Raw genomic sequence first — 15,807 nt, forward strand, 5'->3', positions numbered from 1 at the left:
ATTTTTTTCATTTTTATTAGCAACACAAATTATTGAATAGTCCCTCATATTCAATTTTACCCATCAACCTATCCAAATAGTATTCAGGCTTTTCCTCAAAGGTGGAAATACAATGTGGGCATCTGCAAAAAGGTATTACAGTATTTTTGTACTTCACTCCTGTAGTATGAGCTATGTTTTTTTCAGCAAGACATACTGGGCAAACAGTTACATTTTTGATTTCCTCTATATACTTACTGGGATTTTTATTAAAAATTTCTGCGCATCCTGAACAGCAAAAAGAATAAGATTCATCTTTATATGTTGATTTTGTTGCGGATTTCTCTTTTATACCTAACCTTACTAACGAACATCCACAAGTAGGGCAAACCTTTGATTTAATTTTTTTCATTTCTATAAAGGGTTACTTAATTAAAAATTTATAAGACATATTGAAAGCCTCTATCTATACTTTATCTTTTAGTAATTCTACTTTATACCCTTTCTTCTCTATAACAGCTTTTAAGGCTTCCATACTCGTCTTTGTTTTATCGAATTGTATAACCGCAATGTCGCCTGGGTATTCAACAGAATGCTCCGTAACACCATCAACTGCTTTAACTGCTTTATAAATACCGTTAGAACAACCGGCACAGGTTATTCCAGTTATTTTGAAGTGAACAGTTGTCAAATTTTGTTCGTCAACAGACGTTTCGACTTTTTGTGCTTCCAAGTTTTTGTTTTGTGCGGTGGCTTCAACAGAAAACAGAACTAAAGCTAGAACGGGAATTAAAATAATATTTTTCATAACTAAATATTTTAAGATTATTTATTGATTATTGATATTGAATTATCTCCATAATTAGAAACATATAATTTGTTTCCAACAGGCATTACACCAATGGGCTTATTACCTGTTTCATAAGAAATTGATTTCTTTTCGAGTGTAACCGCATCATACACGTAAACTTCTGACAAATCAAAACTTACAACGTATAATATATTTTCATCTTCGGATAAGATTGCTTCTTCGGGGGTTTTTATGTTTTCTATTTCCTTTACAATTTCTCCGTTTTCGGTATCTATAATATGAATTTTGTTTCCAAAGAAATTACTTATATATAATAGTGAATGGTCTTTGTTGCTGTGTATGAGTTCTGGTTTTCCTCCTGTTTTAAGGATGGATTGTTTTCCTGTTTCTATATCAATCACAGAAATGCTTCCATCTTCTGTATTGGTAACAAACAGCTTTGAATCGTTCCCCGAGATGCCTATTCCATCCGGTCCTTTTCCTGTAGGGAATGTTTTTAATATATTGAGAGTAGTAGCGTCCAATTGCAACACTTTATTGTCATCTATTGCTATTACATAGATTAAATCTCCTTTTTTATTTGCAGTAATTCCACCTAAATGAGTTTCAAATAGTTTCTCTTTTAGAATGGTATGATTGTCAAAATCAATGATAACTACTTGCTTATCGTAACCACTAACCGCAACCAAATTACTCTCTGCTAACTGAACAAAACCCCACGGATACCTTATGCCTTCTATGTTTCTTAATACTTTATCTGTCTGGGTATCAATAACTGAAATTAATGTGTCCTCCACATTTGCAACATATAAAAAGGACTTGTCGGGTGCTAAAAATAGCGCATCAGGACCTTTGCCAACAGATACAACCGAAGAATTGGTATTATTCTTAAGAGTATTACTTTCAATAATGGTCGTAACATTTTCCTTTTGCTTTTCCTTACAAGAAGCCAGTAATGCGGTCACTATAAGTATGTAGAAAAACTTTCTCATCAATCAAACATTTATTTGTTTATTACTTTATATCCCGTTGAGTTTATTGCTTTCTCTATATCCTCTATAGTAGTTTTCGAATTATCAAATTCTACTTTGGCGTTAGCTTTTTCAAAAGATGCCGCTACATTAACAATGCCTTCTAATTCATTAACTGCGTGCGTAACGTGTTGTTCACAAGAAGCACAAGTCATACCTTCAACCTCAAAATTCACAGTTTGAATGTTAGATTGATTCACGATAACAACTTCTTTCTTATTATCAGGATAAAAAATGTGAGAGTAATATGGAAAGCTCATTGAGATAGCCGCAAATAGTGTAATTCCTATTAAAAATCCTTTAGTTTGAAACCACTTTGGTTTTGCATCTACTTCGCAACAATCATCAGCTTTTTTGGTCTTTAAATAACTGTACCAAGCATAACCGATGGCCAACACTGCCAATCCTATAAGATAAGGTCTAAAGGGTTCCATCCAAGATAAAGTGGAAGCGCCACCGCCTACGCCAGCGATTAGTGCAATAACTGGTGGAATACAACAGGATGATGCTGCTACAGCTGCAAACAAACCTGTATAGGCTACATTTTTTGAGGTTTTTTCTGTGTTCATTGTAATAAAATTTATGCTATTTTTCTTTCTAATTTGATTGACTTAAAAATACTATTCAGAATATCCGTCTCATCCTTATTCAATGAATAATATAATGTTTGGCCTTCTCTCCTTGAGCTTATAATACCTGCATCTTTCATTTTTCGTATATGCTGTGAAACTGCTGGCACGCTCATACCTAAAATATCAGATAAATCGCAAGGACATAGTTCATTTTCCATATTTAATAAGAATAGGATTTTTAAGCGCACCTCATTACCTGAAATGGATAGTAGTTTCGATATTTTATCGAAACCATTAGCCATACCGTCAATGGTAGTTCTACAGTTTAGTAACTGCTTATGGTCAGCCTCAGCTCTTGTACAGGATATTTCTAGTTTCATATTAATGCTTTAGACGAGCAAAGGTACAGTTAATTACTTATTTAAGCAAATACTTAAATATAAATTCTATTCTACTCTAACTTTTTAGTTGGTTGTCTTAAATAAGTTAGCGGGTGTTATGCGGAAATAATCTATTTTTTGAAAGACTTATATAAGAAAATCACTTCAGAAATAAATTGGATTACAATCGCTTTTAAACTCTTTGTTAATTCTAAAAATAGGTCTTTCATAATAGTATTAGTTTTGTATAGATAACAAAATGGCTGTGGCAATCAATTGGATATTGTTAGAATTTGAAATATACTTGCCTTCATCTTTATTACTCAAAAAACCTAATTCTATAAGCACAGAAGTGCAAACATCAACCGTTTCTCGAAGCACCTGAAAATTTGCAAACTTCACACCTCTACTCTCATATCCTATCTCTTTGCAAAGCGTCTTTTCAATTTGATAGCCGACAAAAACAGATTCAATAGAATATTCCGCTTGCTTTTTTGAAGCATAAACTTCAATTCCTCTTGCATCTGGATTATCAGAATGGTTACAATGTAAGGACACAAACAAATCAGCTTTTAGAACTTTGGACAGCTTGGTTCTATCCGATAGCGAAATGAGCGTATCACTATACCTGGTTAAATAAATATCGAGTGGTTTTTCCAAGTCGTTATTTAACCTTAAAATCTCATTTGCAATACTCATCACTACATCCTTTTCTTGGATACCATTTATGCCAATAGCACCAGCATCTTTTCCACCGTGTCCAACGTCAATCACGATTCGTTTTTGAGTACCCGATTCTTGTCCAAAAATGAAGCACATTTTTAGAAGTAAAATCACAAAACTGACGTTTTTGAGCACTTTTTTCACTTTTAATTTTCGGGTTATCAACAACTTCACTTCAAAATTCCATAGAATTTGATGCCAAATAATAACAATGGAATTCAATCAACATCAAATAATATTTTATTCACAAATATTTGATTTTCAGGTATTTATGTTCAAATATATGTAAATTTCCAATAACGAAAATGAACTAAAAATTTAAACTTTTCCGTTATGAAAAAATCACACTATTTAGCATCCATTCTTTCGCTCTTATCCACTTCGCTTTTTGCTCAAATTGGTGGCATTGAAGATTCAGTTAATGATGTTGGCGACACTATCCGAACTATTTTTCCAATACTACTCGGTGTAATCTTCCTTGTAGGTTTCCTGTTCAACGCAGGACATTTTTTTGGGGAAAATGCAGATTTAAAAAAGGGGATTACCCGAGTTTTAGTATTTGTATTGATTGCTGGCGCAGTTGTCGGCATCTTCACATACTTAATAGGAATCGTAGTATAAATGAAACGCTTCGAGGTCTATAAAAACATTCGGAAAAGGGCAGTCATTTTTGGGCTGCCCATTTCCCTGTTTGCCTTAATGATGGTTTCCGTTTTGGCCTCTTTGCTTATCATCATTTTCTCTTTCAGCTTTGGGATAATAATAGGTGTGTTGGTGTTCAATGCTTCCCTTTATGTGGCGCTGACACGGATAGCCCACAATCCACAGCTTTTCCAAATGGCAAAGGCATTTCCGCAAATCATTAGTAACAAAAGAAACTCTGGCTTCGATTATGAACAAAATTAATCTTTCGGGATATCAACCTATTGTAGATATTCAGGACAATATTGTGTTTGCCAATAATGGCAATGTGGTCCTGTGCTATAAAGGTAATCTACCAGAAATCTATTCCTTATCGGAAAAGGATTTTGAGGATATGCACGGTGCTTGGTTTCAGGCATTAAAGTCATTGCCAGTTGGTACTGTGGTTCATAAACAGGATGTCTATCTCAAGAAATCATATACTTCAGAAAAGCTTCCGAATACAACCTTTCTGGAAAAGGCTACGCACGAGCTTTTTAAAGGTCGTGCTCATATTGAACACAGCTGCTATTTGTTCTTCATCTTGACCAAGAATAAGGCCCTCAATAATCCTAAATACGTCAACCCGTTCCGAAAAGTTTCAAAAGGAATTGTACAGGAACTGGATGACAATATTAAAAGCTTTGTAAACTCGGTTAGCGATTCGGTTTCCTTTATAAACAATAGCCGAAAAATGGATTTTATTTCGCTTAAAGCGGAAGAAATTCAGCAACTAACTAACGCTTATTTCAACGGCTTTAATGAAGGCTTCGATACCGACATTCTATTAGATAAGAAAAGCGTCAATATTGGCGAAAACCATTTTGATGCCCTTGCCATCAATAGCGAACTGTGCTTTGGCGAAAGTGTACAGAGTAGCAAAACCAATGAGAAATTCACTTCTGACGATTTTGTGTTTCATCAAGGGTTTATTGATGGCTTAGGGCTTACGCTTAACGAAAACCACATTGTCAATCAGATTTTATATCTCGACGACAAACAGAAGTGGCGCAAGCTGCTCGACAAGAAAGTCGAGGAACTTAACAAGAGTTCCAATTTCGGTTCACAGAACAACGTGGTTTTGGGGAAAATCCAACATATTCTTGACCAAATCAATGCCGATGACAATGCACGGATTATTCGTGGTCATCTCAATATTGTGTATTGGTCTAAAGAAGCCAAAGACCTAGACAAAATAACTTCAAAAATTAAAACTGAATTTAAGGAACTGGATATTATTCCATACTATCCGAGAGGCGAAGAGCGCAAGAATTATATATTAAACAGTTACTGCTGTTTTTCGTCCAATTTCTCGAACAACGATTTATATGTTACCGATTTAAAACACGCATTATGCCTATTCATCAATAATACCAATTACAAATCTGATACTACCGGAATCATCTTCAATGATAGAGAGCATAATATTCCTGTTCTAAAAGATGTTTGGGACGAGCAAAAAAAACGTATCAAGGCTCGGAATTTTGCCATTTTCGCACCAACGGGCGAGGGAAAATCCTTTTTAGCCAATAATATTTTACGCCAATACTTTGAAAGTGGTGTTCGTCTGGTCATTATCGACTTGGGTGGCTCGTACACTAAATTTGCCAAACTATATCCTGAAAAATATACGGTACTTCGGTACGAAAGTGGAAAAAATCTTGGCATCAATCCTTTTTATATAAGTGATACAAATGATCTGACACCTGAACGATTGGAAGATTTGTCTGTTTTCCTTTTTGAGCTGTTCGCTTCAGATTTAAAGGTTACTAAAGCACAGTCGGTTTCAGTCAAAAAAATATTGCGTCATTATTACAATAGCATTTCAGAAAATCATTCGCTCGAAGGATTTTACAATTTTATAGAAAGGAATCAAGAGGATCTTCTTGACACCCTAAAAATCCATCCCGACTACTTCAACGTTACCAGCTTTTTGCACGTAATGTCCGAATACGTCGGCGATGGTCTATATAGTTTCCTATTTGAAGTGAGCGAAGACCAGACCTATAAAATCGAAGATAAACGCCTGATTGTTTTTGAACTGGATGAAGTGAAGGACAATAAGGAAATCCTGTCCGTAATGTTGAAGCTGATAAAATCAGCAATTCAAAGAACTATTTGGAAAAACCGTGCTGAAAAAGGTATCATCCTTTTCGACGAGTTTGCCAAGCAACTGAAGTTTGAAAACGTACTGGAAAGTGTGGAATTCTACTACCAAGCAATTCGTAAACAAAATGGTGCAATTGGTATTATTCTACAATCTATTAATCAGCTTCCGGACAATTCTACTTCCGCAAGCATACTTGAAAACACGCAAGTCATATATAGTCTGAACAATGAAAAAGGCTATGATGAACTGGTCAAAAGGCTCAACCTATCCAGTCACGATTTAAACCAATTAAAGTCCATCAAAAACAACCTTTCCGGACCACGGAAGTACACCGAAATGTTTATTAAAATCGGTAGGGAAAGTAACATATTCCGTCTTGAAGTTCCGAAGGAAGTCTATGCAGCTTACTTAACCGATGGTCAGGAAAACGAAGAAATAATGAAGCTCTACAACGAGCATAACGATATGGAAAAAGCAATAATTCAATTCACATCTAAAACATAATATTATGAAGACAAAAATCAAAATTTTAGTAATGACCGTAGCCCTGACCTTGTTTATGTCAGGTAATGCTACCGCCCAGGGAATGCCAACTTATGATAACACCAATTTTATCAGTTTGGTAAAACAGCTTTTGGAATCTGGGAAACAGACCGCTCAAATGATAAAGTCTGTAAAATTTCTGAAAGATGCTAAAGAAGCCATCGAGCAAGTATCAAGCGTAGTTCAACAACTCAACGCTGTCCAAGAAATTGCAGACAATAATCAGCGTCTTATCAATGTAATGCAAAATGATTTACAGGACATTTTAAACTCGCCCTACATCAAACCCGATGAAGTTTCAAGAGTTATGGAATCATTCGATGCAATAGTCCAAAACTCATTGGACACGGTAGATTTTATTGATGAAGTTCTGTCAAGCGACTACCTAAAAATGAGTGATGCAGAGCGTGCCGCAATTTTGAAAGAAAAAGAACTGGAATCCAAGCAAATGGTTTCTACCATCACTACGAAAACGAAACGCTATCGTGATATCATTTCTTTCAGAAAAATGCAGGATAAGGTAAATAACCGCGAAACAGGATATTAAAAATGACCGCAACCATACTTTTAGGGATTGGATTGGAATACATCGATACGGTGTTCCAGACCATACAGAACAGCAACTTCTCGCAATACACTATTGCCGGAATGAAAACGCTCGCTGTCCTATTTTTTCTGGTTAACATCCTGAAAAAGTACAATGAAGGTGTTGCGGACAAAGACGGGTACACTTGGGGATTGAGTCCTGGTGAACTGGCAAAGAATTTTGCTATTGTTATTCTGGTCATATTCTCAACGCAGGTATTAGGGTTTTTCGATGGAATTTTAGTGGCCATCGAAAGTCAATATCGAGGGACTGCACCTGCATTATTGCCATTACAGATGCAGGATATTCCGTTAGAGGAAGACGTAAGTCTTTTTGATGCTGCGAGCTCAGCAATGACCCTTTTATACGAAGCTTTAGTAACACCATTGTATGGGTTTAAGATATTGGCATTTATTCTAAGCACTATACTTTGGATTCTTGACCTATTCATTTATCCGTTGTTTTTGGCAGAGCGTTTTTTCCTTTTGGGGATAATGCAAGCGTTCTTCCCTTTGGTCATTAGCCTTGCAGTATTTGAAAAATTCCGTTCACTTGCTTATACATTCTTCAAGTTGTATGCTGCTGTATATATGTTAGTGCCGGCATTCTTTTTAGTCAATGTATTTGTTAACGCTATTTATACGGAAATCAACACCAATTTTTGGGTCAATTTATTTGGAACTGATACAGGTCAAGGCTTTTTTGCGCCTGTTGTTCAATTAGGTTCTGTTGCATTTATTGTTTTCCTGAAATTCAAATTGTACAAACGAGCAACGTCCTTTACGCTCAGATTGTTTACTGCCTAAGGCAGATTAAAAATAAGAATATGAAAACACCATACAAGAGTATTTATAACGTCCTAAAATTGAATCGGTTTATCGTTTTGGCAGTTGTTGTCTGTGCCTTAATGTCCAGTACCTTTTCAGTTTGGATGGTATTCAATACAAATCAAAAAGCGCTCAATAGTGCTTTTGCAATCAATACAGATGGCAGTATAATTCCCTTGAAGCTCGTAACTCAAAAAGAGAATTTTAGAGTCGAAGCTCTGGCACATTTGGATCTGTTCCACAACTACTTCTATAACATCGATGCCAGTAACTATGAAAGGAATTTGGAAAGAGCACTTTGGTTAGGCAATAGTTCAGTGGACAATCTTTACCGTCAGAAGAAAGCTGATGGCGTTTATAACCGATTGCTTCAGTATTCATTGATTCAAAAAGTATTGAGTATTGACTCAAGGATAAACGAAAATAATGGCTCATATAGTTTTACAACCACCACCATTTTTGAAATTAACAGAGGTTCAATAATTGACACCTACGAATTGGTTTCAACAGGAAACCTGATTATGGTTGACCGAAACTTTCCCAACAATCCGCACGGACTTCTAATTACAAATTACTTCGAGAACACTTTAAAAAAACTAAATGATGAAAGTTGAAAAGAATAAAATAGTATTCGCTGCCGTATTGGCTGTGATTTTCATATTCCTGATTTCCTATTCTGTAATGGTATTGGGCGATGATGATGATGATACTGAAAACCTAAAACAGACCTTAGTGCCTGATTTAGAGGAAAACCAAAAAGAATACGACTCTAAACTGGATGCTATAAATGACTTAAAGAAAGTTCGTGAAAATAACGCACCCAGCATTTATGATGAAAAACTCATTGATTCCTTGGGATTCTACGATCCAGATTTGCCCGAACGTGAAAAAGAACGCATTGTAGATAGCATCTATGAAGCTGGCAAAATTCAATATTCATCGAAACGATACCAAAACTTAGGACAGAAAAGAACTGTTCGCAAAGCGGTATCAAAAATTGATTCTACTGAAGTAAAAAGAGAACAAAAAATTGAAGCCAAAGAATTAGGCTTAGAACATCAATTGTTTTTTGCCGCATCTCCAAAACCCAACGAGTTTTCAATCATTGGTAATACTGATGAAACAATTTACGTAGTAGTAGATGGCGACCAAATAGTCAAAGCGAATACCAGATTACGAATGCGCCTTACCAAAACAGCTACCATTAATGGTAAGCTGATGCCAAAGAACACCCCTATTTTCGGTTTTATAAGCTTTCAACCTAATCGTGCGCTCATTGAAATTGAAAACATAAAGCATCATCCTACAAAACTCAAAGCTTTTGATTTGTCAGATGGTAGTGAGGGCATTTATGTCGAGAACAATTTTCGGGCAGAAGCCACCACCGAAGTCTTGGACGATATTATTGGCGATATCAACATTCCTACCGTACCACAAGTTGGTGGTATATCCAAAGTACTCAGACGTAACAACCGAAACGTAAAAGTTACGGTATTGAATAATTATAAATTAATTCTAAAACCTAAATTATGAGAGCAACAATTTTAATATTTGCGATACTGATTTCCGCTTTCGCGAAAGCGCAAACAACTACAGTTCTCGATACCATATATGCCAACGACACCAAAAACGTTGCATTATTCTTCCCTGAACCTATTCGACAAGGTATAACTGGTTCAGATAATTTTGTTTTTACCTACAACCGTGAAAAAGAACAGTATTTTGGACTTCTTCAAGCAAAGCCTGGCAAAGAAAGTAATCTACTGGTAGTCAATAGAAATGGTTCAATTTTTTCGTATATTGTAAGATATAAAAAACAGCTATCTAAGCTCAATTATTTCATTCCGCTATCCAATAGTATCGGAAATGAGAAACCAATTAAGGTCGATTCGATTCTTGCTGAATCTTCTGAAGAACGTGTAGATAATAGAACGTATTACTATCAAAAATTCTGCTCGTATCTTCTTAACAGAAACCAGCGTATAGGTCGAATTAAAAAGCGAAATGAAGGTATCGTTTTGAGTGTTGAGAATATTGTTTTTGATAAGGAAGAACTCTACTTCGTTATCCAGATTGAGAATAATTCTACTTTGGATTACGATTTGAATTTCTTAAACCTTTCGATTGAAACAAGACAAAAAGGGAAAAGAAAATCGTTGCAACGCCTGTATCAAGAACCAACTTACAAACACAATCTGCCTTCAAAAATTGCAGAAAGTGAAACTGTTCGCTTCGTTTATGTATTGCCCAAATTTTCATTATCTAATGACCGTAGGGCGATTTTAGAATTGAATGAAAAGGATGGCGAACGAAACATTGAACTGAAAATATCACATAGATATATCAATAACCCAAATTAAGAATATTATGAAAAAAATTGTCGTTTTCTCGCTCGTACTGCTGTTCCTTTCTTGTGCCGATTCTGATACTAAAATTTCGGGACCAAGTGCCACAGCCCAAATCGTCATCGAAAGCTTTTATGAAAAAGATGAGGAAGCTTTAAAAGCCAACTCAACACCACAGGCATATTCTAATTATATGAATACTATAAATATGTTCAATGCGACGGTAAAGGATGATTCAAACTTTACAGTTTTGCAGGATACGATTATGGGTGACGTGGCTTGGGTAAAATATACTACAGCCTATGATAAGACACCGGGCCTTTTTAAACTGGTTAAGCAAAATGGCAAATGGTTGGCGGATGCGAGAGGCTCAAAGGATAAATCGCCTTTTTAGCTTATAACTATCTTATACTAGATAGTAAAACGTTAAAATTATTATTTATGATTTCATCTGTTTTGGAATAGGAACAATTCCAGATTTGAGATAGGTAAATAATTATTTCCTTGACATCACTAGATTTAACAGGCTTGCCTTTGATTTCTATAAAAGGCCCATCAGTCTCGGTCAAAATTTTATTTTGAGGAATTTTAGAAATTCTAGCTTGACCAGCTTTACTTTTAATCATTGCATTATTTATAGAGAAGAAAAAACCAGCATTGGCGATTTCTACTATAAGTTTAATTGGACCTGAATACCAGTGGAATATTGCTCCTTTTGCGTGAAAATCAATTAAACAATTAAGTACTTCTCGTTCAGCCTTTCTTGAATGAATACTAAGTATTTTCTTCTTGCCTTGAAGCGCTTTTAAAATTCTGCGAAAACTGATAACCTGAATATCTTTAGTCGAAAGCCCTTCTTTGGAAAAGTCCAAACCAACTTCGCCAATGTAACTTGTTACATCAATCAATCTTAAAAATGCAGAAAATTCTTCGGAATGGTTTTCTGCATATAGTGGATGCATTCCTAATGCCAACCTTATCTTCTTTAAAGATTTGAAATGTGGTAATCCCATCTCGAAATGACTTGGAAGATTAGTTACTGAGATTACGGTAATTCCCTGTTTATCCAGTTCTCTGAGAAGTTTTTCAGGATTTGGGTATAAATCAATATGACAATGAGCATCAATCATTGGATTTTAAGTATTTTTTTCAATTGGTCATTACCTTTATCACGAATCCAATTTAAAATTTCGACCCTTGAATTATGTACTAAATTTGCATATGCATCCAGATTCGAAATCTCAATGCTACCATTTACAAGCAGATTCCGTTTAATTTCTTTTAGACTGATAGATGTTCCAAGGTAATCAAATAAAGCTTTTACATCAGGCTTAGCCTTGTTCATATCTGTTAACGTTAATAGGTCATTTCCGTAAGTGTCCGTATCCCAATTGTTTTTGTGTAATGCTGCCCTTCTATAAATACAAGGCATACAAATTCCACATTGTTTGGCATTACGATTTTCCCAATGGACTTTGTGCCCTCTTTTACCGCAAGAAACTGATAGTGGATATGTTTTCTGAAGTATAGTTGTATTATCACAATCAACAACCATCTTCCCTTTAGTGTCCAATTTGAAGGGGTTAATTAAAGAAATATTTAAATTTGCAATTGCTAATGATTCTTGTAATTTTCTAAAAAAATATGGGTGCGTCGTTCTTGTGCTCAATGAACTTGTCCTTGATTTAGTCAAAGGATGATTCAAAGAAATAGTACCATTCTCTGGAATTAAAATTGTATTTGAGGATGGTACTTTGTTCAAAAGATAAGCCGCTATTCCAATGAATAGAATTGACCTACTCCTCTGATTAGTATCTCTTGTAATATCATCGCCATCAGTATATCTTTGGGAAAGACCAACAGTAGCTCTTATATGCTTGTATCTGTTAACAAAACTTTTATGAAATTCATCCAGTATGAGATTTTGGTCATTTTTAGGACCATTATACGCAGGGTCAAAATGAGATACCAACAATCCTATTTTACCATTATCTAGACTATTCAATTTATTGATAACCCCTATCAATGAGTCGAGACCGCCAGAAAATAGGCTGACGAACTCGATATTGGGATAATTATATTTTGGAATTATACTCTTCCGACGGTTCTTTCTCGGTAAATAAAGTACTTCTACCTCCAATTGTCTGAATTTAATGGACCATACATCTCCTGTTAAAAAGCCGAGTGTTTCTTCGAGTTCAGTTACGGCAAGTCTCCAATAATCTATATTCTTTACCGGAAATTCAATTTCAATTTCTCTAGTCCAACCATTATACGAGTAAAGTTTTCTTGCAAGTAAATCGTCCGTGCCATATACGATTGCAGCGATAAGGAAAAAATCAAATCCTACGGATGATGTCTCCTTTGTAAAATCATACAAATTATGAAAATGAGCAATATTCAATTGTACTTTTTTCTGCACCCCGTCTATTTCCTGGCATAAGAATGTCTCCGAAAATTGCCCATCTTTTGCGGGATTTACTTCTATTTTAATTCTCATCTTCAAATACTTTTAAAACATCCTCTTGTATGTTTTTTATTACCCTATCTCCATCATCGCCACCCCAATCTATTTTGTCTAAGGAATTCGTTTTATTCATTTCAGCTAAGCTAGAATTTATAAAGTCTTTAATCTGCTTAAAAAGACTTGAACATTCTGTTTTACCTTTACTTTCTACAAGCTTTTCATAAAACATTATTGACAGATGTTCTAAAACATAATAGCTAAAATATTTAATTATTACTTCTTCCAGAGACTCACTATCAAGGGTAGATTTTAACGATGTTTCTAAATCCTCTGCGGTTTCAGTCCCTGCGCTTAATTCTTCCAATAATCTTCGCGTGGCTTCTTTGGCAGCACTATCGTCAATAGTAGATGCGGGACCACTACAGTATTCTATGAGATGGTTAATAATATCTTCAGCTGACTTACTTTTTAAATCCGTAAGACCAATCGCTTTTAGGGCTTCTGAAAGATTACCACCATTAGATGAAAAACTACCTAAAAATCTTCCGATATTTTTGGCATTTCTAATACCGCTTCGACCTGCAATTCGAGAATTACCTCTTCCTGCTCGTTTTGAACCGCCAACCACTCGGACAAATTTCCCTGTTATATTTCTAAGGTTGTCCGTTGGTATCTTCGCTGTTGTGCAATTTCGTGTAACCTCACTACTAAGTTCGCCCCATTGGGGTTGACCTTTGACCGAAGCTGAATATGATTTGGATGTACCCATACTTATTTATTAAATGCCTTTGCTACCTTAGATTTAGATGTTGATAATAATTCTGAAAGAAAGTCTCCCAAAACTGGATTATCTTTAAAACTTCTCAAATCAACGCCAATGGCAGGTGGTATTTTTGCTAAATCTACTAGGTTAAGTAAATATTTATATGACTCATCAGAACCGCTAACACCTTCTTCTATCATAAATTGAAAAAGCTTATACGAAAGGGGACTTTCTTGATTTCTTTGCGCCATTGCTACAGAGAACTCAAGGAACTGATTTAATTCCGATTCGTTTAGCAACATAACATCTTTCTTGATTATTGCCTTTGTTGCTTTAACTGGTAGCCCTTCTTGATTCAGCTTATTATATGTGGATTTGATAATTGGCGGAATTAGGCTTGCGCCAGCAATAGTAGACGAGATATTATCTCTGGAAATCCAAAAATAATCACGTAAGTCTATTTCTGATAAAGCAGGTTCTACTTTTAACCATTTAACTACTTTATCTTTATTCCAATTGCTATAATCACTTTTGCCCAAATACTCTTTGAAATCCGCTTCAGACGATTTGGAACACTCGGTTTCCAACTCTAAAATTTGATTCGGTCTACCGTCTTTGGTAGATTGCCATTCATATAACTTGACGAACAAAGCAAGTTCCGTATATTCAAGAATCATTAATTTCGCCAAAATAGATTCATCAAATCCAGATATGTTTGCGACTTTGGCCAGTCTATTCCTTAAAATAAAAGTGTTTAAAAATCTCTTAATTTGCCTTGGATTGCCATATAAACTTTGTGTTATGATTGATGATAGGGCGGGAAGTGAGCCCAGACTCTTCGATAGTTTTTCAAATTCATCTGTCCCGATTACGCCCTTAATATTTGCTAGTCCAAAAACACTATATCTATCATTTTCTCGATAAGCGTAGAATGTTTCCAGTACGGTATGAAATGTTTCGGCAGTTAGTTCTCGTTTGCAAATAAGTAAAGAAATATAAGTTTCTACCTCAGAGTCTGATAACTTGGGTAAATTATAAGGTACTTGAATTAGCTTTTCTAAATAATCACTAACAATTCTATTTCCTGTCCCTGGCTCAACATCCCTAACTTTAAATCTATGGGAAATTGCATCTCTTACTATTCTTGGGTCTGCACCTATTATGAAAGCAGTATTCTCCACATTGAGAAAAAGCTTAATTGCTTCAAGATTTTCAATAATCCTATCTGGTTGGCATCGGTCTAAGTCATCTATGATTATGACAAGCTTACTTATTTTAGATTCCTTTATTAATTCCTTAAAGTTTTCTCTAAATTCTCGAACTAACATAGACGGGTCTTCCTCTGGCAAATCTTTTACCAAAGATTTCAAAAATCCTTCCGCTTCGTCTCCTTTAAGTTTATCGATTATATCAGAACTATCAATTTTGGAAAGCTTTCCCGCTAAAAAAGGCAATATTGATACTCCTCCAGTTAAATAGGCACTTGCAACTGGTAATGCAATATTCTTAAAACCCAAACCTAAAATACGCATCCAATTAACTGACTTAATTAGCTTCTTGGCCTTTTGTTTTACTTCAGGGGCAAATCTTTTGTTTTCTTCGAACTCTTTAATAATAGATTCTAAGAGTGCGGCTTTAGCATCATCATAACCTTCAAAAAGCCAACCATTAAAGTAGAGTACAAATGTCCCATCCTCCTCTTCTTTTAATTGTTCGCTTAAGATTTTTAGTATACTGGATTTACCGCTACCCCAATCGCCGAAAACACCCATTGTTATAGGCAATAAGTCAGAATCATTTATTACCTCGGCAATCAAATCCGCGTGTACCTTAAACCCTAAAAGGTCTTCAGTTGTTTCATTATCAGACCACATATATTGTCATTATTTATTCAAACGACAATATAGTAAGAATGTTAAAGTTTTTAACAAAAAATCAATTTATTGTTTTAGGGTTCAATATATCTGAATTTCTGAAGAAAACAATTCG

19 protein-coding genes are annotated in these 15,807 nt (G+C 35.2%); 9 read left to right on the top strand and 10 right to left on the bottom strand.

The window, feature by feature from the left end:
* Window positions 1-16 precede the first annotated feature (16 nt).
* From AACZ49_RS02455 to AACZ49_RS02480, 6 genes are all read right to left on the bottom strand, one after another.
* Window positions 17-391: a YHS domain-containing protein gene (locus AACZ49_RS02455; protein WP_339651215.1), complete on the bottom strand. Its 375-nt coding sequence runs from the start codon at window positions 389-391 to the stop codon at window positions 17-19.
* A 54-nt stretch (window positions 392-445) separates the two neighbouring features.
* Entirely contained in the window at window positions 446-787 is a 342-nt protein-coding gene (locus tag AACZ49_RS02460) for a heavy-metal-associated domain-containing protein (RefSeq protein WP_339651217.1), read from the bottom strand.
* Between the two features lie 17 nt (window positions 788-804).
* Window positions 805-1,782, bottom strand: a complete 978-nt coding sequence (locus AACZ49_RS02465; protein WP_339651220.1) for a YncE family protein — start codon at window positions 1,780-1,782, stop codon at window positions 805-807.
* Between the two features lie 11 nt (window positions 1,783-1,793).
* Window positions 1,794-2,390 carry a mercuric transport protein MerTP gene (merTP, locus tag AACZ49_RS02470; protein WP_339651223.1) on the bottom strand — a complete coding sequence of 199 codons (597 nt, stop codon included), beginning with the start codon at window positions 2,388-2,390 and terminating at the stop codon, window positions 1,794-1,796.
* 11 nt (window positions 2,391-2,401) lie between these two features.
* Window positions 2,402-2,773, bottom strand: a complete 372-nt coding sequence (locus AACZ49_RS02475) for a metalloregulator ArsR/SmtB family transcription factor (protein ID WP_047418859.1) — start codon at window positions 2,771-2,773, stop codon at window positions 2,402-2,404.
* A gap of 237 nt (window positions 2,774-3,010) precedes the next feature.
* Window positions 3,011-3,640, bottom strand: a complete 630-nt coding sequence (locus tag AACZ49_RS02480; protein WP_339651450.1) for an N-acetylmuramoyl-L-alanine amidase — start codon at window positions 3,638-3,640, stop codon at window positions 3,011-3,013.
* Window positions 3,641-3,829: 189 nt separating this feature from the next.
* Here AACZ49_RS02480 and AACZ49_RS02485 point away from each other — a divergent pair, with 189 nt between their 5' ends.
* The 9 genes from AACZ49_RS02485 to AACZ49_RS02525 are packed head-to-tail and all read left to right on the top strand — an operon-like array spanning window position 3,830 to window position 10,982.
* Window positions 3,830-4,117 carry a hypothetical protein gene (locus AACZ49_RS02485; RefSeq protein ID WP_008610937.1) on the top strand — a complete coding sequence of 96 codons (288 nt, stop codon included), beginning with the start codon at window positions 3,830-3,832 and terminating at the stop codon, window positions 4,115-4,117.
* Window positions 4,118-4,402, top strand: coding sequence for a hypothetical protein (locus tag AACZ49_RS02490; protein ID WP_339651228.1), 285 nt, complete (start codon window positions 4,118-4,120; stop codon window positions 4,400-4,402). It abuts the gene before it with no gap.
* Window positions 4,389-6,791 (top strand): TraG family conjugative transposon ATPase, encoded by a 2,403-nt coding sequence (locus AACZ49_RS02495; protein ID WP_339651231.1) that lies wholly within the window; start codon window positions 4,389-4,391, stop codon window positions 6,789-6,791. Before AACZ49_RS02490 ends, AACZ49_RS02495 begins: the two co-directional genes overlap by 14 nt.
* Window positions 6,792-6,822: 31 nt before the next feature.
* Window positions 6,823-7,377 (top strand): conjugal transfer protein, encoded by a 555-nt coding sequence (locus tag AACZ49_RS02500; RefSeq protein WP_339651234.1) that lies wholly within the window; start codon window positions 6,823-6,825, stop codon window positions 7,375-7,377.
* 2 nt (window positions 7,378-7,379) lie between these two features.
* A complete protein-coding gene (locus tag AACZ49_RS02505) occupies window positions 7,380-8,222 on the top strand; it encodes a hypothetical protein (protein WP_339651237.1) in 843 nt (280 codons plus the stop codon).
* Between the two features lie 20 nt (window positions 8,223-8,242).
* Window positions 8,243-8,857, top strand: coding sequence for a conjugal transfer protein TraK (locus tag AACZ49_RS02510; RefSeq protein WP_339651239.1), 615 nt, complete (start codon window positions 8,243-8,245; stop codon window positions 8,855-8,857).
* On the top strand, window positions 8,847-9,776 hold the full coding sequence (gene traM / locus AACZ49_RS02515) for a conjugative transposon protein TraM (protein ID WP_339651452.1): 930 nt from the start codon (window positions 8,847-8,849) through the stop codon (window positions 9,774-9,776). The genes AACZ49_RS02510 and traM overlap by 11 nt, the downstream gene beginning before the upstream one ends.
* Window positions 9,773-10,603, top strand: a complete 831-nt coding sequence (locus AACZ49_RS02520) for a DUF4138 domain-containing protein (RefSeq protein WP_339651242.1) — start codon at window positions 9,773-9,775, stop codon at window positions 10,601-10,603. Before traM ends, AACZ49_RS02520 begins: the two co-directional genes overlap by 4 nt.
* A gap of 7 nt (window positions 10,604-10,610) precedes the next feature.
* The gene (locus tag AACZ49_RS02525) at window positions 10,611-10,982 is read left to right on the top strand and encodes a hypothetical protein (protein WP_034260987.1); all 372 of its coding nucleotides are present in this window, start codon (window positions 10,611-10,613) and stop codon (window positions 10,980-10,982) included.
* Window positions 10,983-10,989: 7 nt separating this feature from the next.
* On the opposite strand, the gene qatD is transcribed toward AACZ49_RS02525, so the two are convergent.
* Genes qatD through AACZ49_RS02545 form a run of 4 tightly spaced genes read right to left on the bottom strand, consistent with a single transcriptional unit; the run spans window position 10,990 to window position 15,692 of the window.
* Window positions 10,990-11,718 carry a Qat anti-phage system TatD family nuclease QatD gene (qatD, locus tag AACZ49_RS02530; protein ID WP_121666339.1) on the bottom strand — a complete coding sequence of 243 codons (729 nt, stop codon included), beginning with the start codon at window positions 11,716-11,718 and terminating at the stop codon, window positions 10,990-10,992.
* Complete coding sequence (qatC, locus tag AACZ49_RS02535) at window positions 11,715-13,088, bottom strand: Qat anti-phage system QueC-like protein QatC (RefSeq protein WP_339651249.1); 1,374 nt, start codon at window positions 13,086-13,088, stop codon at window positions 11,715-11,717. Before qatC ends, qatD begins: the two co-directional genes overlap by 4 nt.
* Window positions 13,078-13,824, bottom strand: coding sequence for a hypothetical protein (locus tag AACZ49_RS02540; RefSeq protein WP_339651250.1), 747 nt, complete (start codon window positions 13,822-13,824; stop codon window positions 13,078-13,080). Before AACZ49_RS02540 ends, qatC begins: the two co-directional genes overlap by 11 nt.
* A gap of 2 nt (window positions 13,825-13,826) precedes the next feature.
* Window positions 13,827-15,692 carry a P-loop NTPase fold protein gene (locus AACZ49_RS02545; RefSeq protein WP_339651253.1) on the bottom strand — a complete coding sequence of 622 codons (1,866 nt, stop codon included), beginning with the start codon at window positions 15,690-15,692 and terminating at the stop codon, window positions 13,827-13,829.
* Window positions 15,693-15,807: the final 115 nt, after the last annotated feature.

This window comes from uncultured Maribacter sp. (assembly GCF_963975365.1).
In the GTDB taxonomy this organism is placed as follows: Bacteria; Bacteroidota; Bacteroidia; order Flavobacteriales; family Flavobacteriaceae; genus Maribacter.